We start from the raw sequence: 23840 nt of genomic DNA, 5'->3' as shown, positions 1-23840 counted from the left end.
TAAATTTGTTAGTCATTTCTAACATTTTATGAATCTGAATTTGAAAAGCGCCTGGCGAAAAGATAAAACATCACATTCTCTATCCGAAGTCTATTCTTCGGTGAAAGTTCCTAAAAACGGTAGTTTCTGGAGAAAATACCTGGCTTTTGCAGGCCCTGGACTTATGGTTGCCGTGGGTTACATGGACCCCGGAAACTGGGCAACTGATATTGCCGGAGGTGCTCAGTTTGGGTACACCCTCCTGTCTGTGATCCTTATTTCCAATATTTTTGCGATGGTTTTGCAGCATTTATCTGTGAAATTGGGTGTAGTTGCAGAAAGGGATCTTGCGCAGGCCTGCCGTGATCATTTCAATCCTACCACTAATTTTATTCTCTGGGTTTTCTGTGAAATTGCCATTGCAGCCTGTGATCTTGCAGAAGTAATTGGTTCTGCGATTGCTCTGAATTTACTTTTCCATATTCCATTAACATGGGGAATTGTCATCACAACAGTTGACGTATTGATTATACTTTTACTGCAGTCAAAAGGTTTCCGATGGATAGAAAGTATCGTCGGCGGCTTGATTTCCATTATTCTTGCCTGCTTTATTTATGAGCTTTTCATTTCACAGCCTGCTGTTAACGAAATTTTAGGTGGATTGGTGCCGAAAGCGGAAATCATCCAGAATCCGGCCATGCTTTATATTGCGATCGGGATTTTGGGTGCAACTGTAATGCCCCACAATCTGTATCTTCACAGCAGCATTGTTCAGACAAGAGATTACCCGCGAGACAGGAAGTGGAAAAAAGAAGCGATAAAATTTGCAACTTTAGACAGTACAGTTTCTCTCATGCTGGCTTTTTTCATTAATGCCGCTATTTTGATTTTAGCAGCAGCCACCTTCCATATTACCGGAAACAAACATGTTGCGGATATCCATGATGCTTACAAAATGTTAACACCTATTTTAGGAGTTTCAATGGCAAGTATTGTTTTTGCAATTGCACTGCTTGCTTCCGGACAAAACTCGACTTTAACGGGAACTCTCGCCGGCCAGATCGTAATGGAAGGCTTTCTGAATATCAGGTTAAAACCCTGGCTAAGAAGATTAATTACAAGATTAATAGCTGTAATTCCGGCTTTAATTGTAACCATCATTTACGGAGAAAAAGGAACAACGGAATTATTGGTTCTAAGCCAGGTTATCTTATCCATGCAGCTGAGCTTTGCGGTGGTTCCGCTTGTGATGTTTACGAGTGATAAAGCAAAAATGGGCGAATTTGTTAACAAGCCTTTCTTAAAAACCTGCGTTTGGATCATTTCTTTCATTATCATCATTCTAAATCTTTATCTTTTGTACCAGACATTTTTTGGATAATGTCATTGCGAGGAGCAAAAGCAATGAAGCAATCTCCCATAAGCACAAATAAATTAGCCTTCGTAAAATTGGATTATCTGATGATAATTTTATATTTATTTATTTTTAAAATATATCATAAGATTGCTTCATTGCTTTCGCTCCTCGCAATGACTGGAAAGAAGTAAATAAGAACCAGCCGGAAAAATTGACCATTGGTTGCTAAGTCCTGATTTCAATTTCTGCCTTAATGTCCAGATTTTTTTCTTTGGCAGAATGTTTGTCAATAAAAAGGAAAATAAATATTGAATTATGGACAATCAGGATATTAACGAAGAAAGCATCAATAATCAAGAAAATACGAATACTCAAAACGAAACGCCTTCTGAAGACAATGTGACAGCAAAACCTACTGCAGAGGAACTTTTGGCAGAAGAGAAAGACCGTTACATCAGATTGTACGCAGAATTCGAAAATTATAAAAAAAGAACCAGCAAAGAGAAAATGGAGTTCTTCCAGTACGCGAATCAGGATATGATGATCTCTATGCTTGGTGTTCTGGATGATTTTGAAAGAGCTCTGAAAGAAATCGCTAAAAACGGAAACCCTTCTGACCTGCAAGGTGTTGAGTTAATTTACAACAAATTCAAAAGCAAGCTTACTGAAAAAGGCCTTAAAACAATGGAAGTAAAGGCTGGTGACAGCTTCAATGTAGATTTCCATGAGGCAATTACCCAAATTCCGGCTCCATCAGAGGATCTGAAAGGTAAAATCGTAGACGTAATCGAAACAGGATATACGCTGGGAGATAAAGTGATTCGTTTCGCTAAAGTGGTTACAGGAAATTAAAACATAAGCAATAAGTAATCAGTAATAAGCAATTTTGTAAATTACTCATTACCATTACTAATTACCCATATAAAAAGATGTCAAAAAGAGATTATTACGAGGTTCTTGAGATCAGCAAATCTGCATCAGCCGACGAAATAAAGAAAGCATACCGTAAAATGGCGATCAAATATCACCCGGATAAAAATCCTGGAGATAAGGAAGCCGAAGAAAAATTCAAGGAAGCAGCAGAAGCCTATGAAGTTCTGAGTGATGAGCAGAAACGTGCAAGATACGACCAGTTCGGCCATGCAGGAGTTGGTGGAAACGGAGGTTTTGGAGGCGGCGGTTTCGGCGGCGGAATGAATATGGAAGATATTTTCAGCCAGTTTGGAGATATTTTCGGTGGCGGTTTCGGAGGATTTGGCGGCGGAGGCGGCCGTCAGCAGGTGAAAGGTTCTAATTTAAGAATCAGAATCAAGCTGAGCCTTGAAGAAATGGTAAACGGAACTCAGAAAACCATTAAAGTCAAAAAAATGAAGATGGCGGAAGGCGCCACTTCAAAAACCTGCCCTACCTGCGGCGGTTCCGGAGTTCAGCTGAAGGTGATGAACACTATGTTTGGCCAGATGCAGACCCAGACAACCTGCGGAACCTGTCAGGGAATTGGGAAAGTTGCAGATAAAATTCCGGCAGGAGCCAATGCACAAGGTCTTGTAAAAGATGAAGAAGAAGTAACAATTAATATTCCTGCAGGAGCCAGAGACGGCATCCAGCTTAATGTAAGAGGAAAAGGTAATGATGCGCCGTTTGGAGGTATTCCGGGGGATTTATTGGTTATCATCGAGGAAGAAGTAGATAAAGTAATTAAAAGAGAAGGTGATAATCTTCACCAGGAATTATATATTTCATTTGCAGAAGCGGCTCTGGGAACCAAAAAAGAAGTTCCTACTGTTGGCGGAAAAGTAAAAATCACCGTAGATCCGGGAACTCAGTCCGGAAAAATCCTCAGACTGGCAGGAAAAGGTCTTCCAAGCATCGACAGTTATGGAAAAGGTGATATGTTTATCCACATCAATGTATGGACGCCTCAAAAGCTCACTAAAGAGCAAAAAGATTTCTTCGAAAAGCAAATGAGCAGCGGAGAAATGGTTGCAGAACCTTCCGGAAAAGAAAAAACTTTCTTTGATAAGGTGAAAGATTTATTTAATTAAGATATCTAAAGCATCCCAAAGGTTTACAAAGTAAATCTTTCGATAAAAAATAAGCGGTTTCAATTTTTGAAGCCGCTTATTTTTTTATAATGTAATAACTATTTACGTTTAACCAAAGAAACAATCCCCTTCCCCATTGTGAAAAGAAGAACAGCTCCCAAGCCGCCTATCAGGCCAAAAGTAAGCTCTTTTAAAACATCAGGCCAGGTTGAAAATAAATGATGAAGGAATTCCACTCTGTGTGCAAAAATACCGCCTGCTACCATAATCAAAGCGATGGTACCAATGATTCCTAAAGCTTTAATGACAATAGGCAAAGCTTTTACTAACAAATGCCCGAGCTGACCGAAAAAGCCCTTATCATTACTTTTTTTAATCAATTTAAATCCTGCATCATCCATTCTCACGATCAGCGCAACAATACCGTAAACCCCAACTGTGGCAATAAATGCAACCAAACTTGTTACTAAAATCTGAGTAATAAAAGGGTGATTTTCTTCCAATACAGTTCCCAGAGCAATAATTACAATCTCAATAGATAAAATAAAATCTGTAGTAATGGCGGATTTTATCTTTACTTTTTCTAAATCTTCCGGATTTTTTTCGTCTTCCTCAATCTCTTCTACCACTTCATGTCCTTTTTTGGAACGGTGAAAAAGGAATTCGATAATTTTTTCCACCCCTTCAAACGCTAAATACAGACCTCCGAGAATCAGAACATAGTTAATTGCCGGAGAATAAAGCCAGTTGAGCAGAAATACGATGGGCAGAATGATCAGTTTATTGATAAAGGAACCTTTTGTAATAGCCCAAAGCACAGGAAGCTCCCGTGAAGAAAGGAAACCTGTAGCCTTTTCTGCGTTTACAGCAAGGTCATCCCCTAAAATTCCTGCTGTTTTCTGAGTAGCTATTTTACTAGTAACCGCCACATCATCCATCAAAGCAGCAATATCATCCAAAATTGCAAAAAAACCAGATGCCATAAGATTTTAATATTTTTTTAATAATTGTTAAGAGCAAAAATAATTATTTAATTCGACTTTTAATATGACCGGAATGCTTTCTTTGTACTTTATTTAAAGTTAATGTATAACAACAGAGTTTAACCAAAGTAAAAATTTTGCATCAAAAAGCAGGATTACGTCTGATGACATAAAACTAAACGTAAACCTGCTAACAATCATTTAATTTAAATTTCAAAATCCACCTTATTTCTGTACATTTATTTTATGAAAAAGCTGATACTTAAATATCATTTCTTTGTTTTAGGCTTAATCGGCTTTATATTAAATTCATGCAATACAAAATTCCGGGTTTGGGTAGGAACGGGTAATGAACAGAAAATCTACAACCTGAAATACGGGGAGCATAAAAAACAAAAAATGGATGTTTTTCTTTCCTCTGGCTATACCGAAAATTCTCCTGTAGTAGTGATCGTACATGGCGGTGCCTGGAAATACGGAAGAAAAGAACACATGATCCACATTCAGAAAATGCTTTTTAAAAATAATATTCCGAGCATTAACATGAATTACAGACTGGTTTCGAAAAAAATCACCTACCGCGAACAGCTGGAAGACATTGATTCTGTAATTAAAAAGTTCAATTCTCTGGCTCAGAATGCAGAACTTCAGCCGGACAATTATATTATTCTGGGAGAAAGCGCCGGCGGACATCTGGCTTTATTATACGGCTATCAAAATCCGGATCATATTAAAAAAATTATTTCTTTAAGCGGCCCTACGGATTTTTATTCCCGGGAATATCTCAGCTCCTTTTATTCAAAATACTCTTCGCCCACCATCCAGAAAGCTGTGGGTGAAAAATTTTACCGTAAAAACTTATCCGAAGAATTTAAAAAAGCCAGTCCGATTGCTAACATATCGAACGTTCCAACCTTGATTTTTCAGGGAAATCAGGATTTTTTGGTTAATCAGAAGCAGGGATTGGCTTTGGACTCTGCTTTAAGTGCCAGAAATATTCCGCATAAGCTTGTTTTTATGGAAAATTCAGGTCATGCTCCGCGTTTTTTTAGCAAGAAGAAAAGGGATAGTATTATTTATCCAAATATTTTGAACTGGATTAAGAATGAGTAATGAGCAATTGATACTTTTATACTAAATATTTGAAAATGATAGCTTGGATTTTTTCAAGAATAATTTTTGCTCTGAAATATATTAAAAAACCCACTTGAAAAGCGGGTTAGTAATTTATAGTATTTTAATTTTATTCTTCGTCTTCATCAAACTTGTGATTTTCATATTTCGAGAAGTCCTGTTTTTTCCCGAACAAAAATTTGATGATAATCGGTAAAGTAGTGACTAACACGATAACGATGATAATTAATTCTAATTTTTTCTTTAAATCAATTCCAAATTGCTCAATAAACAGTTTATCTAAATAATGCCCCGCGAAAATCAGAAGGAAAGACCATAAAACTGCACCAATAACATTATCCCTTAAGAAATCTTTTTTATCCATCTTTACAATTCCTGCCACGATAGGGGTAAAAGTTCTTACAACCGGTAAAAATCTAGCCATAATAATCGCCAGTGCCCCGTTTTTTTCAAAGAAATCATGAGCCTGGTATAGATATCTTTTCTTGAAAAGCATTGTATCCTGCTTTTTATATAAAGCCGCACCTGTTTTTCTACCGAAATAATATCCTACTTCATTACCAATGATAGCAGCAGCAGCTACACTGCTCGCCAAAATAAACGTATCTAAAAAATCGCTCCCTGTGGAGCCAAAAGTCTCTTTGATAATATCAACAGCATAAATTCCCGAAACGAAAAGCAGAGAATCTCCCGGTAAAAAAAATCCTACAAAAAGCCCAGTTTCAGCAAAAATAATAAACAAAATAAGCCAAAACCCTCCAAGTTTTATATAAAACTCAGGGTTTAATAAATCTCTCCAACTATTGTAATCTTCCATACGTTTTGATAAGTAACAAAAATAAGATTAATAAACGTCAATCAGAAATTTATTATGAGATTTTAACTAAATTTAAACATGACATTTATAAGTCCATATCATCGTCTGAAACCGCCGTTCCGTCGGCCATCAGAAAAGCTTTCAGGAATGGGGTGATATTTCCGTTCATTACAGAATCTACGTCAGAAGTTTCATGTCCCGAACGTACGTCTTTTACCAGTTTATAGGGGTGCATTACGTAATTTCTTATCTGGCTTCCCCACTCTATCTTCATTTTGTTGGCTTCGATCTCGTTACGGGCTTTCATTCTCTCCTCCAATTCCATTTCATAGAGCCTTGAACGCAGCAACTGCATTGCTTTTTCTTTATTCTGAAGCTGTGAGCGGGATTCTGAGTTCTCAATAATAATTCCGGTAGGTGCGTGGCGAAGACGAACAGCGGTTTCTACCTTGTTTACGTTCTGCCCTCCCGCTCCGGAAGACCTCATCGTTTCAAATGAAATATCAGCAGGATTGATGTTGATTTCAATCGTATCATCCACCAAAGGATAAACATACACTGAAACAAAACTTGTATGGCGTTTCGCATTACTGTCGAAAGGAGAAATCCTTACCAGCCTGTGAACTCCATTTTCCCCCCTCAGATATCCGAAAGCAAATTCACCGTCAATTTCAAGCGTTACAGTTTTTACACCCGCCACGTCGCCTTCCTGAAAATTAAGCTCGCGGATTTTATATCCTTGTTTTTCTGCCCACATGGTGTACATTCTCATCAGCATGGAAGCCCAGTCGCAGCTTTCCGTACCTCCGGCTCCGGCGGTAATCTGGAGAACGGCAGACAGCTCATCCCCTTCATTGGAAAGCATATTTTTGAATTCCAGGTCTTCTATTTTTTCCACCAGCTTCGGAAATGCTTCATCCAGTTCTTTTTCGGAATCCGGATCTTCCTTCGCAAATTCCGCTAAAACCTGCAGGTCTTCAAACTGGGTATTGATTTCCTCATAATCTTCCACCCACTTTTTCTTGGAACGAAGCTGTTTCAGAAAACTTTCTGCTTCCTTTGGATTGTCCCAAAATTCCGGAGCGGCGGTTTTCTCATCATCATTGGAAATTTCTATCTTCTTTTTTTCGATCTGAAGATATTTATGAAGGTCGTCAATTCTGGATTGAATTTCTTTTATCTGGTCGTTGTTGATCACGAAGTTTTATTTTTTGCAAAAATAAAAAATTTTTATTCCCTCAGATTTTCACCTTATTAAAACTACCGGTTTATGCGCCATTGGTTAACGGCTTTTGTCTGGAGGTTATACTTCACCGCAAGATATCTTAACACCGTTGCAACAATAATGGCTGTAGTGGCAGCAACTTCAGCATCAAAACCCAGCCATACTCCCAATAAAATAAAGATGGCTATGGCTACAATAGAATTTACAGCATAATATTGTCCCGGCTTAAAAAAATGAGATTCTTCCTTCATCAGTATATCCCGCAGCAAACCGCCCCCAATTGCATTAATAAAACCAATAATGAAAGCGGAAAATATACTTAACCCTAATACAATCGCTTTCTGGGTTCCAAAAATAGCATACATCCCGAGAGAAATAGCATCAATAATGTTAATAAGTACCGTAAAATGCCTGCTATACCGATATAAAAGCATCCCGATGCTGCCTGCAAAAAAGATGCATACAAGATATTTATAATCTAATAGCGGAGCCGGAACCCCATTTTGAAGAAGTGTATCTCTTATCAGGCTTCCGCCTGTGCTTGTCACCATGGCAACAATATAAACTCCTACAAAATCATAACCTCTTTCAATAGCTTTGATAGAGCCGGAAAAGGCAAAAAGAAAAACGGCAAAAAGATCAAAAAAAACGGGAAGCATATAGCTTCCATGCAGGCTGGCGTGTAACATTTCGTGTTTTTAAAAGGCTCCAAATGTACTCCTTTTTCATTTTTTTCCCTTGCCAATTTTATTAAATTAAAAAAAACTGTCCTGATTGAGATTAATCAGGACTAGTAATAGAATATTTTAAATCAAATCTATTTTATGAATTAAAAATTTACTTTTCAGAATCATTTTTGTCGGCATCTTCTTCATTATGCGAAAAACCGATAGCTCTTCTTGGTTCTTCAACCACTCTGTAAGCATCGAGCTCGGTTTTTAAGCTCTGAATTCTGTATTGAAACTGATCGAAATTATTCACAATAACATCTTTCAGAAAAACAGCCACCTGATCAAGGTATTCTCCGGTAAGCTTTCCGGCAGCATCCCTCAAAGCACGGTTGAGAAGGTTCTGATCTATTATAAGATTTTCATTTCTGGTTCTTTCATAGAGATTTTTAATTCTCTTCTTAAGGCTTTGGGTAAAATCAATCAGCATAGTATTGCTGAAAGCTTTCATTTGTGACGAAATCTCGTGCCAGAAAGGGATTTTATCAGCTTTGTTGTTTTTTAAAATTTTAAATAAAAGAGAATCCTGATCAAGATTTTTTGTCATTGCATATAAGATGATTTCAGATCTTTCCGTACGGTTCGGCGGGAAAACGGGAATCATAACATCAAATCTTCCGGGAGCAAGAATTTCCTCATCAATTTCCGAAACAGAATTTGCAGAGCCTACCATCAAAACATCTTCCTGCTCAAATTTACTGATGTGGTGAAGAATAATTTCCTGTGTTTCCAGATTGCAGGAAGCCACATCGGTTTCCGCTTTTCTTTCCATCATTATTTCATCAAAATCTTCCAAAAACAGCAAAACTTTGTCTTCTTCCATCATGGTCACCAGAAAATCGTTGAAATTCGTCCTGCTTCCGTCTACAAAGGAAGTTCCCAGGTAGAATTTTTTAACTTCCTTGAACTTGTACCCGATGATTTCCGCAATTTTATTCGCCCAGAAAATTTTTCCGCTTCCCGGAGGCCCGTATAAAATAATTCCGGATGGTTTATTGATTCCCCAGTCTTTGATCTGCTGAGGATTTAAAAATGGTTCCAACACACCGGAAATATGAAAAAACAAATCTCTGTAACCAATAAAATCTCTTTGCTGCAGGCTTGTTTTCTGCCCGAAGTAATTATAGACAAACTGGTAATTTCCACCCAGCTTATTATCTATTCCGTAGCTTGAAATGGATGATTTGAAAAAGCCGTTATCAAAAATATTAGGATGTGTTTCCTTGATTGCTTTTTCCACCTTATCTTTTGGCTGATTGATGGTTTCTGCAATCTCCTCCAGGGTCTTTGTTTTATCTAAATCCTTTTCGTAGATCTTTAAAAATTCTATATTCTCGCGGGCAAACTTTTCAAAATCTTTTTTTAATTCAAAATTTGTACTCATGCAGACTCCAAGCTCGAGATCAAAATCCTGGATAAATTGTTTGATGGCTTCCACCGAAATATCCAGCTCTTTTGCCAGTTCAATTAACTTCATAAATTCCTGATTAATTCTATCAAATTTAATATTTAAAATAAGGATGCGCAATAGGCTTTAAGCAGGAAGCAGGAATTCATAATTCAAAATACATCATTCATAATTTATATTTATAATTTTTTGTAACGTTTCATCATTTATATAGACTACTACTATGTAAAACAAATTACATGGAAAAAATTTTGTCAGTAAAGAATTTGACTAAAAAATTCAAGAGAATCGCTGTAAACAACATTTCCTTTGATGTAGAAAAAGGTAATGTTTACGGACTTTTAGGGCCAAACGGAAGCGGAAAATCCACCACTTTCGGGATGCTTCTTTCAACCATTAATCCTACAAGCGGAGAATGGTACTGGTTTGGGAAAAGGGGAACTGATCCAGATACATTAAAGAAAATCGGGGCCATCATTGAACAGCCTAATTTTTACCCTTATCTAAGCGCAGAAACCAACCTGAAAATTGTTGCCGAAATTAAAGAAACACCTCAACAGAGAATTGATGAAGTGCTGAAAACCGTAGGCCTTTTTGAAAGGAAAAAAGATACTTTTAAAACCTATTCTCTGGGGATGAAGCAGCGTCTTGCCATCGCTTCTGCAATGCTTAACAACCCTGAAGTTCTGATTCTTGATGAGCCTACCAACGGGCTGGATCCTGAAGGTATCATCCAAATCAGGGAAATCATCAATAATATTGCAAAACAAGGCATTACGATTATTATTGCAAGCCATTTACTGGATGAAATTGAAAAAATATGCAGCCATGTAATTGTCTTAAAGGAAGGAAATTCCATCTACTGCGGACGAGTGGACGAAATGACGGCTAACAACGGCTATTTTGAGTTAAAAGCTGACAATAACACATTGCTTTTAAATGCTTTAAATGAGCTTCAATGGTTTACTTCCGTACATCAGGACGGTGAAATTCTGAAGGCACAGATTAAGGATGATACTTCTATTTCGGCATCTTCCTTAAATCAGAAACTGGCTGAAAAAGGGATTTTCCTGTCTCACCTTACCAAGAAAAAACTGTCTTTAGAATCTCAATTCCTTGAACTTGTAAAAAACACGAATAACCATGCTTAAACTATTAAAACTAGAATATTATAAAAACTTGAATTACAGACCGTTCAAGATTTTTACAGCGCTTTATTTTGCCATTCTTATTGCATTGCTTTTTATAGGACTGGTAGATATTAACCTTTTGGGAAATCCCATCAATTTAAAAGAGCAGGGTATTTATAATTTCCCCGAAATCTGGAATTTTACCACTTGGATTGTTGCATTACTGAAAATTTTCCTGGGGTTAATCATAGTTTTCTCCATTTCGCAGGAATTCAGCAACCGGATGTTCAAACAAAATACGATTGACGGATTAAGCAGAAAAGAGTTTATCGGTTCAAAACTTTTAACCATCACTATTTTTACGGTGGTTTCAACATTTCTGGTCTTTGTAATCACCATGTTTTTGGGATACAAGTATTCTAAAATAACCGATTCTGCAAAAGTTTTCGAGGAAATATTCTTTATCGGGAATTATTTTGTAAAGCTGTTTACCTTCTTCTGTTTCCTGATGTTTCTTTCAATATTATTAAGAAAATCCATGTTTGTTTTTCTTGGTTTCTTCGTCTACTGGATTATTGAAGGGATTTTAATTGGGCTTGAAAGTTTCTCAAAAATCAGCGGACTGCAAGGTGCAAAGAGAGCGGAAGTACTGCAGAATGACTTTTTTTTCACGCATCTTTTGCCGCTGGAAAGCATGTCCAGCCTGATTCCTAACCCGATGATGCGCCTTGAGCTGGCTAAGATGATGGGATTAAAATATGAGTTTCACTACCCTACAGAAAGCTTAATTGCATGTATAATATGGTGCGGAATTTTTATTTTTTCGTCTTACTGGATTTTGAGAAAAAGAGACTGGTAGTTTTTAAATTTGAAGGATTAAAAGATTAAAAATTAAGATTAAAGATTTAATATATTAAGTGGTTCGTTTAGAATCACTTTTTTTATTAATTTTATCTGGATGATGTCATTGAGAAAAATATTTTATGTTCCGGGGTTGATCAGTGCCTTGATTATCCCTGTGCTTTTTTGGTATTACATGAGTCCTTATATTGATGAAACTAAATATACTGCAATGGATTTCGGACTTCCTGTAAAGTTGAAAAAAGATAAAAGTAATTTAAACTCTACCCTTGAACCAATAAGAGATTGGAACTATAAGAAAATTATTATTGATCCAGGCAAAGCAAAAGAAAACTCAGGCTTTTATGTTTCTGAAGTTAAAAAGCTTGAAAAAAGGAATGAAAAAATACCGGGATCGAATTTATTTTGGGTGAAAATAATACTTACGGAGATTTTGCTTCTTTGGTTAATGATATGGCAATTGCTAGACATGAGACTTATGGATTGGATTTGGAGAAAACAGGACATTTCTTTGTTCCTGTAAACTACAAAGATCCCAATGCTGAAGAATTCGAATGTCTTCTATGCAATGATGTTCTTATAACTTATGAAGACCCATCTGTAAGAGAAGGGATTTTATACTTTATTAAAAGAGAATATTATAATGCTTTTTTTCAAAGTATTTCTAAACTTCCAGGGGGAGCTTATTATATCATCTTTGCATTTTTACTATTTCTAAATATTTCAATGTTGAGCATTAAAGACAGATTTCAACTTCAAAGAATTCACTAGGAGATTCTTCCTTCGTCAGAATGCCATAAGAGACGGTCATTAAAACAAAAAAGACTGCCTTTCGACAGTCCTTCAATCACCTCACTCTTACACTTATTTCTTATCTTTTTCAAGTAAAGAAATATATTCTCCGTAACCTTTTTCTTTCATTTCAGCTTTCGGGATAAACTTCAGCGAAGCACTGTTGATACAGTAACGAAGCCCGCCTTTGTCTGCCGGGCCATCATTGAAAACATGTCCCAAATGTGCATCCCCGGTTTTACTTCTCACCTCCACTCTGGTCATACCTGCGGATCTGTCCAGTTTTTCGTCAATTAATTTTTTAGTAATTGGTTTTGAGAAACTAGGCCATCCACATCCTGATTCAAACTTATCCGTGGAAACGAATAACGGCTCTCCCGTAGTAATATCTACATAAATCCCTTCTCTGGTTTCGTCCCAGTATTCATTCTGGAAAGGTCTTTCCGTACCGTTTTCCTGGGTAACTTTATATTGTTCTGCAGTCAGTTTTTCTTTTAAAACTTTTTTATCCTGCTTTTGATATTTTGTTTCCTTCTTAGGAAGCGGATTTGCATTTCTTGCCATTTCGAAAAGTCCCGGTTCAATGTGGCAGTAGCCTCCCGGATTTTTATCCAGATAATCCTGATGATAATCTTCTGCTCTGTAGAAGTTTTTCAATGGGATTGTTTCTACTAAAACCGGCTTGCTGTAATTTTTTGCCAGTTTTTGAACCTCTGCTTTCACAATTGCTTCCGTTTCTTTATCTGTTGAATAAATCCCGGTTCTGTACTGGTCTCCCCTGTCATTTCCCTGCTTGTTTAAACTGGTAGGGTCAATTGTTTTAAAATATAAATCGATCAATAATTTCAAGTCTACCTGCTCAGGATCATACTTCACTTTCACGGTTTCCGCAAAGCCTGTGGTATGGCTTATTACTTCTTCATAAGTAGGATTTTCCTTGTTTCCGTTTGCATAGCCCACTTCTGTGCCTACCACGCCGCGAATTTGTTGAAAAAAGTGTTCTGTTCCCCAAAAACATCCCCCTGCAAAATAAACTTCTTTTACATTTTTAGTATCCATATTGGTCTCATTTTCTTTTTTAGTTGTTGTGGATTTTTGTTTTGCGTCTCCACAGCTGTTCGCAAAAACTGCTATTCCCAGAAGCATTCCGAGTAATATTAGTATATTCTTCATTTTTATCTTTTTATTCATTTTTATCTTTTTATTCATTTTTTATCATTTAAAATCATTAATCCAAATCCCAGCAGCATAAGGTCCTTCAAGATGAAAAAATCCGTAACAGGAACTCCGTCCACTATTTTCCAAACACCGGGTGTGGTAAATAAATAGCTCAGGGTAACCAGAAATGTGAGGATCATGCCTATTCCTGCAAACTTCTTTAGTGATGCAAATTTCAAACTAAAAAGCAGAAGTAATGCAATGATAATTTCTATCACTCCGATAGTATTTGACACTGCCTGAACGCTTGTAAAATTATATACGAAAAAAGTCAGGAAATGGTTTTCTATTAAAGGTTTTATTGCGGCTGCCTCGGTGGGGGTAAATTTAAAAATACCTATCCACAGTAAAATAAGCGCTGCTCCGAAAAGTGAAATGTAATACCCGGCCCGGGCCGTTCGGTTTTGGCTGATGGTTTGTGTAGTTCCGTTCATTTTTTAAGGTTTTGAATTAATACTTGTTTATTTTCAAAAGTATAGTCGGAACAAATTCAAAAACCTGACAATATTTTTATTGACTGTCTAATTTTTTAAGCATATTATCTTTAAACCTCTGAATTTCAGATTGATTAATATCAATTTTTTCTTCCTGTGAAAGTTTTCTTTTTAAAATATCATATAAAATTTCCAGTTTTTCTTTGTAAGCTCTGCACCATTTGCAGATTTTCAGATGCAGGTTAAGCTTCCGGCTTTCTGTAGGGGAAATACTTTCTGCGTTCCGTTTTTCCATTAGTAAAGTGGCTTCACTGCATGGTAAAAATATAATATGGATTATTTTTTTTAGCATTTTAATCATTTATGATTGGGTAAACCAGTTAAACTCCAGACATTCTCTCAGCTGCATTCTGCTCCGTTGCAAAATCTTCCAAAGATTAGTCGTGGAAATGTTTAGTTCCTGACTTACTTCCGGTGCTTTTTTTTCTTCAAGATAATATAATTTCATGGGAATCTTCCATCTGGAGGGCAAATCTTCAATACAATCTTCTAATGTTTTATTAAAATCTTTATCATCGAGAAGCTCGGTTTCCTTATTTTCTGCATTCCAATCATTCAAAACATCATTGTTTTTCCATGATCCGGATTCATCAAAAAAGTGATCCAGCTTTATTTCCGGTTCGGATCTGTATTTTTTACGGTAAAAATCTGCCACACGCCGGTTCAGGATCGTCATGAGCCAGGTCAGCGGCTGGCTTTTCCCTTCAAAAGAGTCATAAGACGAAAACGCAGCTATAAAAACTTCCTGAACGATATCTTCCGCCTCCACTTTATCTGAAAGCAGATATACTGCCCTTCTCAGCAATGGTTCGGAGTATTGTTGCACCCAGTTTTTTAAGATTTCGTTTTTTGTCATATTCAATTTTATCTTTTCAGATATTAGCGAAGATAATAAGTTAAAGGGAAAATGCAAAGTTTTGTTAATAGTTTGCTTATTCATAAGTTTGTCATTCCTTAGGAATCTCAACCCGGATTTATTGATCAGCATTGATTTTCATGACTACAACCCTAGCCCCGATTGCAGCATTGTTTGAGCTCATTTTTCAGGTTTCGGGGGTGGCGGCAAAGCCGCCACCCCCGAAACCTGAAAAATAGCGAGTGCGGAAAGCGGGAAAAAGCTCCTGAAATAAACAAGTTGGAGGGATAATAGAAGTTTCGATGCAAATAAGAGATTCTTCACTTCGCTCAGAATGACAATGTTTAAGCTCAAATTATTACAAATGGAGTAAAACCTAAAACAATATTTTTCTATTGCTTTAAAAACATTAAATTTGCATCTTATCAAAAATTTGTAAAAAGCAAAGCAATATATATCATTATGACATCACAAGAGATTCGTCAGAAATTTTTAGATTATTTTAAAAGTAAAGGCCACCTTATCGTTCCTTCGGCTCCTATTGTGCTGAAAGACGACCCTACCCTAATGTTTTCCAACTCAGGAATGACGCAGTTCAAAGATTATTTTTTAGGTTATAAAGAGCCTAAAGCCCCGAGAATTGCCGATACACAGAAATGTCTGAGGGTTTCAGGGAAGCATAACGATCTGGATGATGTTGGTAGAGATACCTATCACCACACCATGTTTGAGATGTTGGGGAACTGGTCTTTCGGTGATTATTTCAAAAAAGATGCTATTGCTTTTGCCTGGGAATTGCTGACGGAAGTTTACGGAATTCCAAAAGAAAACCTGTACGTAACCATTTTCGAAGGCGATGCTTCTGAGAATCTTGAGAGAGATCAGGATGCCTATGATTACTGGAAAGCTGTAATTTCTGAAGACAGAATTATCAACGGAAACAAAAAAGACAACTTCTGGGAAATGGGGGCAAGCGGACCTTGCGGACCTTGTTCTGAAATTCATGTAGACTTAAGAAGTGAGGAAGAAAAAGCTAAAGTTTCCGGACTTGAACTGGTGAATAATGACCATCCTCAGGTTGTGGAAATCTGGAATCTGGTTTTCATGCAGTACAACCGTAAAGCAGACGGAAGCCTGGAAAATCTTCCTGCAAAACATATTGATACCGGAATGGGCTTCGAACGTCTTTGTATGGCGCTTCAGGGCAAATCTTCAAACTATGACACCGATGTTTTCACTCCTTTAATTGCTAGAGTTGAGGAACTTTCAGGTAAAAAATACACCGGAGTTTTAGAAGATGAAAAGGACATCGCTATCCGTGTGGTGGTAGACCACATCAGAGCCGTTTCTTTTGCTATTGCAGACGGGCAACTGCCTTCAAACGGAGGAGCCGGCTATGTGATCAGAAGGATTTTGAGAAGAGGAATTTCTTATTCTTACAGATTCCTGGATATGAAAGAGCCTTTCCTTTACAAATTAGTTACTGTTTTACAGGAACAGATGGGTAAATTTTTCCCTGAATTGGAAAAGCAGGGAGTTCTGGTAACGGAAGTTATCAAAAGTGAAGAAGAATCTTTCCTAAGAACCATTGAAACAGGACTGATCAGAGTTGAAAAATTAATTCAGCAAACCATTTCTGCAGGTAAAAAAGTATTGCCGACTGAAGAAGTTTTTGAATTATATGATACTTACGGTTTCCCGGATGACTTAACAAGAATTATTGCTGAGGAGAAAGGGTTAACTATTGATGAAAAAGGATTCGAGGTTGCTTTAAATGAACAAAAACAACGTTCAAAAGCAGATTCTGCCCAAAAAGTATACGACTGGGTAACGCTGGAAGAAAGAGAAGAGAACTTCGTTGGTTATGATCAAATTGAATCTGAAACCTACATTACAAGATACAGAAAAGTAGAAAATAAAGACGGAGAATTTTATCAGGTTGTGTTAAGCAGCTCCCCTTTCTACCCTGAAGGTGGTGGACAGATTGGTGATAAAGGTATTCTTGAAAATGCTACGGAAAGCTTTGAAGTTTTAGAAACAAAAAAAGAAAACGGATTGATTATTTCTTTAATCAGCGGCCTTCCAAAAGATGCAGGAGCACTTTTCTATGCTAAAGTAAATGCATCAGACAGGAAAAACTCCCAGGCAAACCACTCTGTAACTCACCTTTTACACGAGGCGTTAAGAGAAGTTTTGGGAACGCACGTTGAGCAGAAAGGTTCATTTGTAGGTCCTGATTATCTGCGTTTCGACTTTTCTCATTTCAACAAAATGACGGAAGAGGAGCTTATATTGGTTGAAGACAAAGTAAATGCTAAGATCAAAGAAAGCATTGCATTGCAGGAATTCAGAAATATTCCGATTCAGGAGGCGCTGGACAGAGGAGCTATGGCTTTATTTGGCGAAAAATATGGCGACAGCGTAAGAATGATCCAGTTTGGAAGCTCAAAAGAACTTTGTGGTGGAACTCACGTAAAAAATACAATAGAAATAGGCCATTTCAAAATTGTTTCCGAAAGCTCTGCAGCTGCGGGAATCAGAAGAATTGAAGCTATTTCGGGAGATAAGGCAGAAGAATATTTCAAAAACCTGGAAAAACAAATTTCCGAACTTTCTCAATTGCTGAAATCTAAAGATATTGTAAAATCTATCGAGAAATTAATCCTTGAAAATTCAACATTAAAAGCAGAAGTTGAAGCTTTAAAAAAGGAAAAAGCAAAAGGTGAAATTAACGACTGGAAAAGTGCTTATGAGCAAAAAGGTGAGAAACTACTTTTAGTGAAAAGAACTTCCTTGGATGCCGGTTCTGTGAAAGACATCGTCTTCCAGCTGAAAAAAGAAATCCCAACTTCTATAACGGTTATCTTGTCTGATGCAGACGGAAAACCAATGATTACCGTTGGAGTTTCAGATGATTTGGCCGGAATTTATCAGGCTGGAGCTCTTATTAAAGATTTAGCAAAAGAGATCCAGGGCGGCGGCGGCGGAAACCCGGGCTTTGCAACTGCAGGCGGCAAAAACCTTGACGGTCTGGAAAATGCTTATCAAAAGGCGCTTAGTATTTAAACAACAGTAAATTCATATATAAAACTCCCGGGCTTTCGGGAGTTTTTTATTTGAAAGATAAATACAATGACAATGCATATTAATATCAATTAACAAAACTTTTCCAGAAGAATAAATATCACTAATTTTACCCAGTTTTTTCAGATGAAAAGGGTCTTACTGTTTATATTTTTATGGCTTGGTATTTTTGGTTTTTCACAATCAAAAATTACTGTTGTTGATGATACAGACAAGTCTCCTATTGCGGGCGCAGCCATTTCTTGTAAAGGGAAAATCCTCGGAAAAACAGATTCCAACGGCTTTCTTGAATTTAGTTCAAAATGCAAAAACATACAGGTTCAGGCACCCAATTATCAGAAAGAAACTACCGTTGTAGAAGATGATATTAAAATTTCACTGCTTAAAACATCTTCCAAAACCACTTCCATCGAAACCGTTATCATTGAAGATAAAAGTGACCCGCGGGCTTTGGAAATCCTGAAAAAGGTAAATCAACAGTTTAGGGAAAATTCTCCAAAATCACTGGATTCTTACACTTATAAATTCTACGAAAAAGTTTCTATGGATATTGATGAAGACAGTATTTCACAATTCAACCAGCTATTTGAGGACAGTAATTTTTTTAAAAAGAAAAGAAAAAAAGATTCATTAAATAACAGTACCGCAAGGAAAATATTTTCTAAAAGTAAACTTTTCCTTTGGGAAAGGGCTCAGGAATTTTTATACTCTAAAAAATACGGCGAAAAAATCAATATTCTGGACAACAGAATCTCAGGACTCAAACAGCCGATCTATGAAATGATCGCTCTCCAGCAGAGCAACAGAGACAAGCTTCCCTCTCAACTGAAACAGGAAAACAGAGGTCTTTACAGGTTTTTTTTAGCAGACACCATGGAAATGGACGGACGAAAAAATTTTGTTATCCGTTTCAGGGAAGTTAATTTTAAAAAACCGGATAAAAAAAGAAAATACAACGGCAGCATCTACATTGATACCGAAACTTACGGAATTAAAAAAATTGAAAATTTCAGTAAAAATAAAAATGACGGAATTATTACAAGCACCTGGATTTTCTTTAACAACAAATGGTTCCTTGCCCATGAAACCGTAAAGCTCAAAATGAGCAATATGGCCATGGAACAGGAAGACAAAGAAAATAAAGAGAAAACCGACAATATTCCCGCCGACAAGAAAAGCAAACAAAGCTTCGGAACCTATGCGTATCTGACTTCGAAATATTTTGATTTTCAATCACCCCTTGAGCACAGCAAGGATGATTTTAAAGGCTACACCTTTTCAGTAAAAAATACGGACGGAAAAACATTAGACCAATACCGTACAGAACCTTTAACAGCCAGAGAAAAAAATACGTACACCACAATCGACAGCCTTGGAAAAATTTATAATATTGACACCAAAGCCAGAGTATTAACCGGCTTACTGAACGGCCAGATCCGGGTTGGCGTTCTGGATTTTGCAGTAGATGAAATCGTAAATTATAACTCGTATGAAGGTGTCAGGGTTGGTTTAAAAGCTAAGCTTAATGAGACTTTCAATCCTTATTTCTCACCAGATTATTACTTTGCCTATGGTTTCAAAGATGATAAACTTAAATACGGAATCGGGCTTGATGTAAAGACAACTCTCGATAAAAACTCATTTTTCAGAATAGAATATGTAGATGACGTAACTGCTTCCGGAGAATTTTACAGAAGGCTCTGGAATTTCAAGATGAGAATGGCAAATTTTGGAAACAATCTTAATAATGATAAATATTTTCATTTTAAAAGTGCTTCCGTATCCTATTTAAATGACGTCAGCAACAGCCTTACGCTCGTTTTTGCGGCCAGAAGAAATTACGAGGAAGCAATGTTTGATTACCAGTTCAGAAACAAGGGAGCCGCGTTTGATAACTTTAATACGTTATTTACTTTAAAATATTCCCCGAATTCTACCAATATCATGACACCACAGGGAAAATCCCTTATCGATCAAAAATACCCGGAATTGTATTTTAATTATGAACAGAGCTACAAAATCTTAGGCGGGGATTTTAATTACACCCGTTTTGATGCTCTTTTTGTACACAATGTGAAGACAATGCTCGGAACCACTGGATTCAGGCTCTATGGCGGGATAGTTTTCGGAGAGGCGCCGATCTGGAAAAACTTTACGATGAACGGATTGGCATCTCCAAAAAGGGACTTTAATTTCAACCTCACTTCGTTCCTCGGGTTTGCAACACTGGAGGGAGGAAAATATTACAATGACAGGTTTGTAGCTTATTATTTTACCCATAAGCTTCCTTTTTATTTCAAAAGTTTTGGGAGAAATATTTCCAGCTTCGACTTTGTTTTGAGGGGAACAATTGGAAACATGAAGCATCCGGAGTATCACCAGTTCAGGTTCCGCCCGCTGAATCACCTGTATCAGGAAGTCGGACTGGAATGGAATAATTTTCTTTCGAGTTACTTTAATTTAGGATTATTTTATAGAGTGGGTTATTACACAACACCGAATTTTATGCAGAATTTTGCAGTTCAGTTTAAATTAAAGCTTTTAGAATTTTAAAATTAAAAACCACAATTTACGATCACGAAATTCCTCCTTTGGATGGGTGGTGAAAATTTCAAAGAAATTTTTGACGGGGTGGTTAACAATATAAGTAATAAGTAATAAGTAATAAGTAATAAGTAATAAGTAATAAGTAGTAAACAATAACAATGCAGAAAATCGAAATCAAAGCAGAACAGTTCTTCGAATTATTAAGGCTAAAGGATACTTCCATGTGGGAAATTTTTTCGCAGATGATTGATAAAGAAGAAAAAGAAATTATCTTTCTGGATGCAGAAAATAAAGTTTTGTTTAATTATATTCTGCCATCCACACAGGAAAAACTGGAAGAAGACCGAAAAGAATTCTCAAAACAATTCGCAGATAAACTCGCGAATCTGAATTAAAATATTGGAGAGTTTAGCATCTTAAACTCTCCCACTCTCAAACTCAATCATTGTTTTCTTCGCTTCCGCAACATCATGAACTCTGAGGATTTTTGCGCCCTGTTTTAGAACGTTCATGTGAAGTTTCTGGGTTTCTTCATTGATGTCGAGCGGAGATTTACCTAAAGGTTTATAAATAAAAGATTTTCTTGAAATTCCTATTAATAAAGGAAATTTTCCAAAGCCTAAAAATTCAACCTCATTAATCATTTTCATCTGGTCGTCCACCGTTTTTCCAAATCCAAAACCGGGATCAAGGATGATATCTTTCACCCCCTTTTTCAGTAATTCGTCTGTTTTTTGCGATAAATACTGATTCACAGAAAGCATAATATCTGCGAATTTTATTTTGTCATGCATCGTTTCATAAGAAGGATTTACATGCATTAAAATATAAGGAAGCCCGGTTTCTGCAGTAGTATCAAACATTTTCTCATCATAATGCCCGCCGGAAATATCATTAATAATATCAATTCCTTCATTAAAACCAAACTTCATCGTGTCCGAATAAAACGTATCCAGCGAAATTAGAGCTTCCGGAAACTCTTTTTTAATTAAAGAAATCATATTTCCAATTCTTCCGATTTCCTCTTCAGAAGTCAAGAATTCCGCATTCGGACGTGTGGACTGAGGCCCGATATCAATAATCTCAGCGCCATCTTTCAACATTTTTTCCGTCTGCTCCAAAGCAGATTTTTCATTATTAAACTTACCGCCGTCAGAAAAAGAATCCGGAGTCAGGTTAAGAATTCCCATAATTTTAGGCGCAGAAAGATCCACAAGCCTTCCGTTACAATTTAGTGAATGATGAGTGATGGATGATATATGATTTTGCATTCTGTAAAAATACAACTTCCGGCTTTTAACCTCCAACTTCAGCCTAAAAAACTAAGCCCTGATTCCTGATACCTAAAACCTAATTCGTATATTTGAAAGATTAAGAAATTTTATGTCAAAAACATCAGTACAGTTCGAGAAAATTATTGGCATGTGCCGTGAGCTTTTCAGCAAAAAACTACAGGATTACGGTGCGGCGTGGAGAGTTTTGAGACCGAGTTCAATTACGGATCAAATTTACATTAAAGTCAACAGAATCCGTACGTTACAGATGACCGACAAAAAAATGGTGGATGAAAGTGAAGAAGACGAGTTCATTGCTATTGTCAACTACTCAATTATCGGACTGATTCAGCTTGAAAAGGGTTTCTCTAATGATTTTAACGAAAATAAAGAAGAAATTTTAAATCTTTATGATAAATATTCCGTTGAAGCTCAACAATTAATGGAAAGAAAAAATCATGATTATGGAGAAGCGTGGAGAGACATGAGAATTTCTTCCATCACGGATTTGATTTATCAAAAGGTGTTACGAACAAAACAAATTGAAGATAATCAAGGAGTTACAATCGTTTCAGAAGGTCTTGATGCTAATTATTTTGATATGCTGAATTATGCCGTATTCTGCTTAATAAAATTCTCCGAAAAGGAAAACAACATTGAATCCAAAACTTTACAAGAATGAAATTACTCGATTTACATTTAAAAAATATAGGACCCTTTATTGATGATACGATAGAATTTGCAACTTTTGAAAACTCTAAAAAGCAAGTAACAATTTTGACCGGGGAGAACGGAACTGGAAAAACGATTATACTTGATGCAATAAGAGGATTGCTTTTGGGAAAAGTTTATGATAACTTTTTAACTAGGAAAATTTCAAATAACAATGAATTTAACTTAAATATTTCTCTATTTGTAGATAATAAGAGAATTGAAATAAATTCCCAAAAATATAATATACATTTCACTAATAGCTTTGAAACGAATTACCAATTTGGAAGTCGCTTAACCGATCAAGCTAAAGCTAAAGACAATCATTGGATAGTTAATTATTGGACATCACAAAATGATAACCAACCATTCAATATTTCAAGTTTAGATTTTTTGAAGCTCGAAGAATATTTAATTAATTCTTTAAATGGGATTCAAAAAAATGCTGAAACTACTAAAATTATAACATTTTTTGATTATTATAAATCATCAGATAAACTTGAACAAAAACAGGAAGGAGAATTTATTTATGAAACCATAAAGCGTATTTTTAAAATAAGTTTAAACGAAGGAGAATTAAAATACGTTGATAGAACTTCATTACTCCCAATAATAGATATTAATGGAAATGAGATTTCTCTAGAAAAACTAAGCAGCGGAAATTTATATTTAATCCAGAGAATGTTGGGGTTATTATCTCAAATGTATTCAGTTTATAAATTGAATAATTTAGCATTAGAAGACATGTTAAAAACTCCAGGAGTTTTATTAATAGACGAAGCCGAAAATCACCTTCATCCGAAATGGCAAAAAACGTTTTTAAATTCAATTTTAGAAATTTTTCCAAATCTTCAAATTATTGCCACAACTCATTCACCTTTTATTGTCGGATCTGTTGAAGGAGCAAAAGTTTATGTCTGTAAATCACAAGAAAATCACTCTATCATATCCGATGAAACGAGTTTCTATTCTAATAAACCAATTAATGAAATTTTGATTTCAGAAGCTTTTGCAGAAACTCAGCCATTTGCTTCCAAAGAAATTTCAGATTTAATTGAAAAAAGAAAATACGCTATTGAAAATGGCAATAAAGAACTAGAAAATGAAATTGAAGAAAAATTATTAAAATTAAATCCTCAATATTTTTCATATTTCAAACTTGACGATCTGATTGAAAAGATTAAAAATCAATAAATT

General features: G+C 36.2%; 23 protein-coding genes. 13 read left to right on the top strand and 10 right to left on the bottom strand.

What is annotated here, in order from left to right:
• Positions 1-28: 28 nt before the first annotated feature.
• The 3 genes from H560_RS0100765 (at position 29) to dnaJ (ending at position 3381) form a co-directional block, all read left to right on the top strand.
• Positions 29-1360, top strand: coding sequence for an Nramp family divalent metal transporter (locus H560_RS0100765; protein WP_027378264.1), 1332 nt, complete (start codon positions 29-31; stop codon positions 1358-1360).
• Between the two features lie 291 nt (positions 1361-1651).
• A complete protein-coding gene (locus tag H560_RS0100755; RefSeq protein ID WP_034752024.1) occupies positions 1652-2188 on the top strand; it encodes a nucleotide exchange factor GrpE in 537 nt (178 codons plus the stop codon).
• 77 nt (positions 2189-2265) lie between these two features.
• On the top strand, positions 2266-3381 hold the full coding sequence (gene dnaJ, locus H560_RS0100750) for a molecular chaperone DnaJ (protein WP_027378262.1): 1116 nt from the start codon (positions 2266-2268) through the stop codon (positions 3379-3381).
• A 98-nt stretch (positions 3382-3479) separates the two neighbouring features.
• On the opposite strand, the gene H560_RS0100745 is transcribed toward dnaJ, so the two are convergent.
• The gene (locus tag H560_RS0100745; protein WP_027378261.1) at positions 3480-4364 is read right to left on the bottom strand and encodes a DUF808 domain-containing protein; all 885 of its coding nucleotides are present in this window, start codon (positions 4362-4364) and stop codon (positions 3480-3482) included.
• 246 nt (positions 4365-4610) lie between these two features.
• Here H560_RS0100745 and H560_RS0100740 point away from each other — a divergent pair, with 246 nt between their 5' ends.
• On the top strand, positions 4611-5477 hold the full coding sequence (locus H560_RS0100740; protein ID WP_027378260.1) for an alpha/beta hydrolase: 867 nt from the start codon (positions 4611-4613) through the stop codon (positions 5475-5477).
• Between the two features lie 130 nt (positions 5478-5607).
• On the opposite strand, the gene H560_RS0100735 is transcribed toward H560_RS0100740, so the two are convergent.
• The 4 genes from H560_RS0100735 to H560_RS0100720 all read right to left on the bottom strand — a co-directional run bounded on the left by H560_RS0100735 (position 5608) and on the right by H560_RS0100720 (position 9745).
• Positions 5608-6315, bottom strand: coding sequence for a DedA family protein (locus tag H560_RS0100735; protein ID WP_027378259.1), 708 nt, complete (start codon positions 6313-6315; stop codon positions 5608-5610).
• An 85-nt stretch (positions 6316-6400) separates the two neighbouring features.
• Positions 6401-7513 (bottom strand): peptide chain release factor 2, encoded by a 1113-nt coding sequence (gene prfB / locus H560_RS0100730; protein ID WP_027378258.1) that lies wholly within the window; start codon positions 7511-7513, stop codon positions 6401-6403.
• A 62-nt stretch (positions 7514-7575) separates the two neighbouring features.
• Entirely contained in the window at positions 7576-8229 is a 654-nt protein-coding gene (locus tag H560_RS0100725) for a trimeric intracellular cation channel family protein (protein ID WP_027378257.1), read from the bottom strand.
• Between the two features lie 148 nt (positions 8230-8377).
• Entirely contained in the window at positions 8378-9745 is a 1368-nt protein-coding gene (locus H560_RS0100720; RefSeq protein ID WP_027378256.1) for an ATP-binding protein, read from the bottom strand.
• 170 nt (positions 9746-9915) lie between these two features.
• Here H560_RS0100720 and H560_RS0100715 point away from each other — a divergent pair, with 170 nt between their 5' ends.
• The 4 genes from H560_RS0100715 to H560_RS22860 all read left to right on the top strand — a co-directional run bounded on the left by H560_RS0100715 (position 9916) and on the right by H560_RS22860 (position 12438).
• The gene (locus H560_RS0100715) at positions 9916-10827 is read left to right on the top strand and encodes an ABC transporter ATP-binding protein (protein ID WP_027378255.1); all 912 of its coding nucleotides are present in this window, start codon (positions 9916-9918) and stop codon (positions 10825-10827) included.
• Positions 10820-11665: an ABC transporter permease gene (locus H560_RS0100710; protein ID WP_027378254.1), complete on the top strand. Its 846-nt coding sequence runs from the start codon at positions 10820-10822 to the stop codon at positions 11663-11665. Before H560_RS0100715 ends, H560_RS0100710 begins: the two co-directional genes overlap by 8 nt.
• Before the next feature lie 213 nt (positions 11666-11878).
• Complete coding sequence (locus H560_RS22865) at positions 11879-12190, top strand: hypothetical protein (protein ID WP_162143840.1); 312 nt, start codon at positions 11879-11881, stop codon at positions 12188-12190.
• Positions 12157-12438: a hypothetical protein gene (locus H560_RS22860; protein WP_162143839.1), complete on the top strand. Its 282-nt coding sequence runs from the start codon at positions 12157-12159 to the stop codon at positions 12436-12438. The genes H560_RS22865 and H560_RS22860 overlap by 34 nt, the downstream gene beginning before the upstream one ends.
• Positions 12439-12531: 93 nt before the next feature.
• On the opposite strand, the gene msrB is transcribed toward H560_RS22860, so the two are convergent.
• The 4 genes from msrB to H560_RS0100685 form a co-directional block, all read right to left on the bottom strand.
• Positions 12532-13632 (bottom strand): peptide-methionine (R)-S-oxide reductase MsrB, encoded by a 1101-nt coding sequence (gene msrB, locus H560_RS0100700; protein ID WP_027378253.1) that lies wholly within the window; start codon positions 13630-13632, stop codon positions 12532-12534.
• A gap of 32 nt (positions 13633-13664) precedes the next feature.
• Entirely contained in the window at positions 13665-14111 is a 447-nt protein-coding gene (locus H560_RS0100695; protein WP_027378252.1) for a DUF417 family protein, read from the bottom strand.
• Between the two features lie 76 nt (positions 14112-14187).
• The gene (locus tag H560_RS0100690; protein WP_228372393.1) at positions 14188-14406 is read right to left on the bottom strand and encodes a hypothetical protein; all 219 of its coding nucleotides are present in this window, start codon (positions 14404-14406) and stop codon (positions 14188-14190) included.
• Positions 14407-14472: 66 nt separating this feature from the next.
• Entirely contained in the window at positions 14473-15027 is a 555-nt protein-coding gene (locus H560_RS0100685) for an RNA polymerase sigma factor (protein ID WP_027378250.1), read from the bottom strand.
• A 462-nt stretch (positions 15028-15489) separates the two neighbouring features.
• On the opposite strand from H560_RS0100685, the gene alaS reads away from it, so the two are divergent.
• The 3 genes from alaS to H560_RS0100665 all read left to right on the top strand — a co-directional run bounded on the left by alaS (position 15490) and on the right by H560_RS0100665 (position 21053).
• The gene (alaS, locus tag H560_RS0100675; protein WP_027378249.1) at positions 15490-18093 is read left to right on the top strand and encodes an alanine--tRNA ligase; all 2604 of its coding nucleotides are present in this window, start codon (positions 15490-15492) and stop codon (positions 18091-18093) included.
• A 144-nt stretch (positions 18094-18237) separates the two neighbouring features.
• Positions 18238-20664, top strand: coding sequence for a peptidase associated and DUF5686 domain-containing protein (locus H560_RS0100670; RefSeq protein ID WP_027378248.1), 2427 nt, complete (start codon positions 18238-18240; stop codon positions 20662-20664).
• 152 nt (positions 20665-20816) lie between these two features.
• Complete coding sequence (locus H560_RS0100665; RefSeq protein WP_027378247.1) at positions 20817-21053, top strand: hypothetical protein; 237 nt, start codon at positions 20817-20819, stop codon at positions 21051-21053.
• Positions 21054-21074: 21 nt separating this feature from the next.
• Here H560_RS0100665 and folP read toward each other — a convergent pair whose 3' ends face one another.
• A complete protein-coding gene (gene folP / locus H560_RS0100660; RefSeq protein WP_027378246.1) occupies positions 21075-21929 on the bottom strand; it encodes a dihydropteroate synthase in 855 nt (284 codons plus the stop codon).
• Between the two features lie 112 nt (positions 21930-22041).
• Between folP and H560_RS0100655 the strand changes: the two genes are divergently transcribed.
• Together H560_RS0100655 and H560_RS0100650 are read left to right on the top strand one after the other, a co-directional pair.
• On the top strand, positions 22042-22614 hold the full coding sequence (locus H560_RS0100655; RefSeq protein WP_027378245.1) for a DUF1599 domain-containing protein: 573 nt from the start codon (positions 22042-22044) through the stop codon (positions 22612-22614).
• A complete protein-coding gene (locus tag H560_RS0100650; RefSeq protein WP_027378244.1) occupies positions 22611-23837 on the top strand; it encodes an AAA family ATPase in 1227 nt (408 codons plus the stop codon). Before H560_RS0100655 ends, H560_RS0100650 begins: the two co-directional genes overlap by 4 nt.
• Positions 23838-23840 lie beyond the last annotated feature (3 nt).

It is taken from the genome of Chryseobacterium daeguense DSM 19388 (genome assembly GCF_000430825.1).
Classification (GTDB): domain Bacteria; phylum Bacteroidota; class Bacteroidia; order Flavobacteriales; family Weeksellaceae; genus Chryseobacterium; species Chryseobacterium daeguense.
This window is presented reverse-complemented; position numbering and strand designations above follow the sequence as displayed.

Bases quoted from the DNA above. Each gene is read 5' to 3' on its own strand.
- alaS (WP_027378249.1), top strand. From the start codon at position 15,490: ATGACATCACAAGAGATTCGTCAGAAATTTTTAGATTATTTTAAAAGT.
- H560_RS0100665 (WP_027378247.1), top strand. From the start codon at position 20,817: ATGCAGAAAATCGAAATCAAAGCAGAACAGTTCTTCGAATTATTAAGG.
- H560_RS0100735 (WP_027378259.1), bottom strand. From the start codon at position 6,315: ATGGAAGATTACAATAGTTGGAGAGATTTATTAAACCCTGAGTTTTAT.
- H560_RS0100655 (WP_027378245.1), top strand. From the start codon at position 22,042: ATGTCAAAAACATCAGTACAGTTCGAGAAAATTATTGGCATGTGCCGT.
- H560_RS0100725 (WP_027378257.1), bottom strand. From the start codon at position 8,229: ATGTTACACGCCAGCCTGCATGGAAGCTATATGCTTCCCGTTTTTTTT.
- msrB (WP_027378253.1), bottom strand. From the start codon at position 13,632: ATGAAGAATATACTAATATTACTCGGAATGCTTCTGGGAATAGCAGTT.
- H560_RS0100710 (WP_027378254.1), top strand. From the start codon at position 10,820: ATGCTTAAACTATTAAAACTAGAATATTATAAAAACTTGAATTACAGA.
- H560_RS0100720 (WP_027378256.1), bottom strand. From the start codon at position 9,745: ATGAAGTTAATTGAACTGGCAAAAGAGCTGGATATTTCGGTGGAAGCC.
- dnaJ (WP_027378262.1), top strand. From the start codon at position 2,266: ATGTCAAAAAGAGATTATTACGAGGTTCTTGAGATCAGCAAATCTGCA.
- folP (WP_027378246.1), bottom strand. From the start codon at position 21,929: ATGCAAAATCATATATCATCCATCACTCATCATTCACTAAATTGTAAC.
- H560_RS0100695 (WP_027378252.1), bottom strand. From the start codon at position 14,111: ATGAACGGAACTACACAAACCATCAGCCAAAACCGAACGGCCCGGGCC.
- H560_RS0100765 (WP_027378264.1), top strand. From the start codon at position 29: ATGAATCTGAATTTGAAAAGCGCCTGGCGAAAAGATAAAACATCACAT.
- H560_RS0100670 (WP_027378248.1), top strand. From the start codon at position 18,238: ATGAAAAGGGTCTTACTGTTTATATTTTTATGGCTTGGTATTTTTGGT.
- H560_RS0100745 (WP_027378261.1), bottom strand. From the start codon at position 4,364: ATGGCATCTGGTTTTTTTGCAATTTTGGATGATATTGCTGCTTTGATG.
- H560_RS0100690 (WP_228372393.1), bottom strand. From the start codon at position 14,406: ATGGAAAAACGGAACGCAGAAAGTATTTCCCCTACAGAAAGCCGGAAG.
- H560_RS0100740 (WP_027378260.1), top strand. From the start codon at position 4,611: ATGAAAAAGCTGATACTTAAATATCATTTCTTTGTTTTAGGCTTAATC.
- H560_RS0100755 (WP_034752024.1), top strand. From the start codon at position 1,652: ATGGACAATCAGGATATTAACGAAGAAAGCATCAATAATCAAGAAAAT.
- H560_RS0100715 (WP_027378255.1), top strand. From the start codon at position 9,916: ATGGAAAAAATTTTGTCAGTAAAGAATTTGACTAAAAAATTCAAGAGA.
- H560_RS0100685 (WP_027378250.1), bottom strand. From the start codon at position 15,027: ATGACAAAAAACGAAATCTTAAAAAACTGGGTGCAACAATACTCCGAA.
- H560_RS22865 (WP_162143840.1), top strand. From the start codon at position 11,879: ATGGATTTCGGACTTCCTGTAAAGTTGAAAAAAGATAAAAGTAATTTA.
- H560_RS0100650 (WP_027378244.1), top strand. From the start codon at position 22,611: ATGAAATTACTCGATTTACATTTAAAAAATATAGGACCCTTTATTGAT.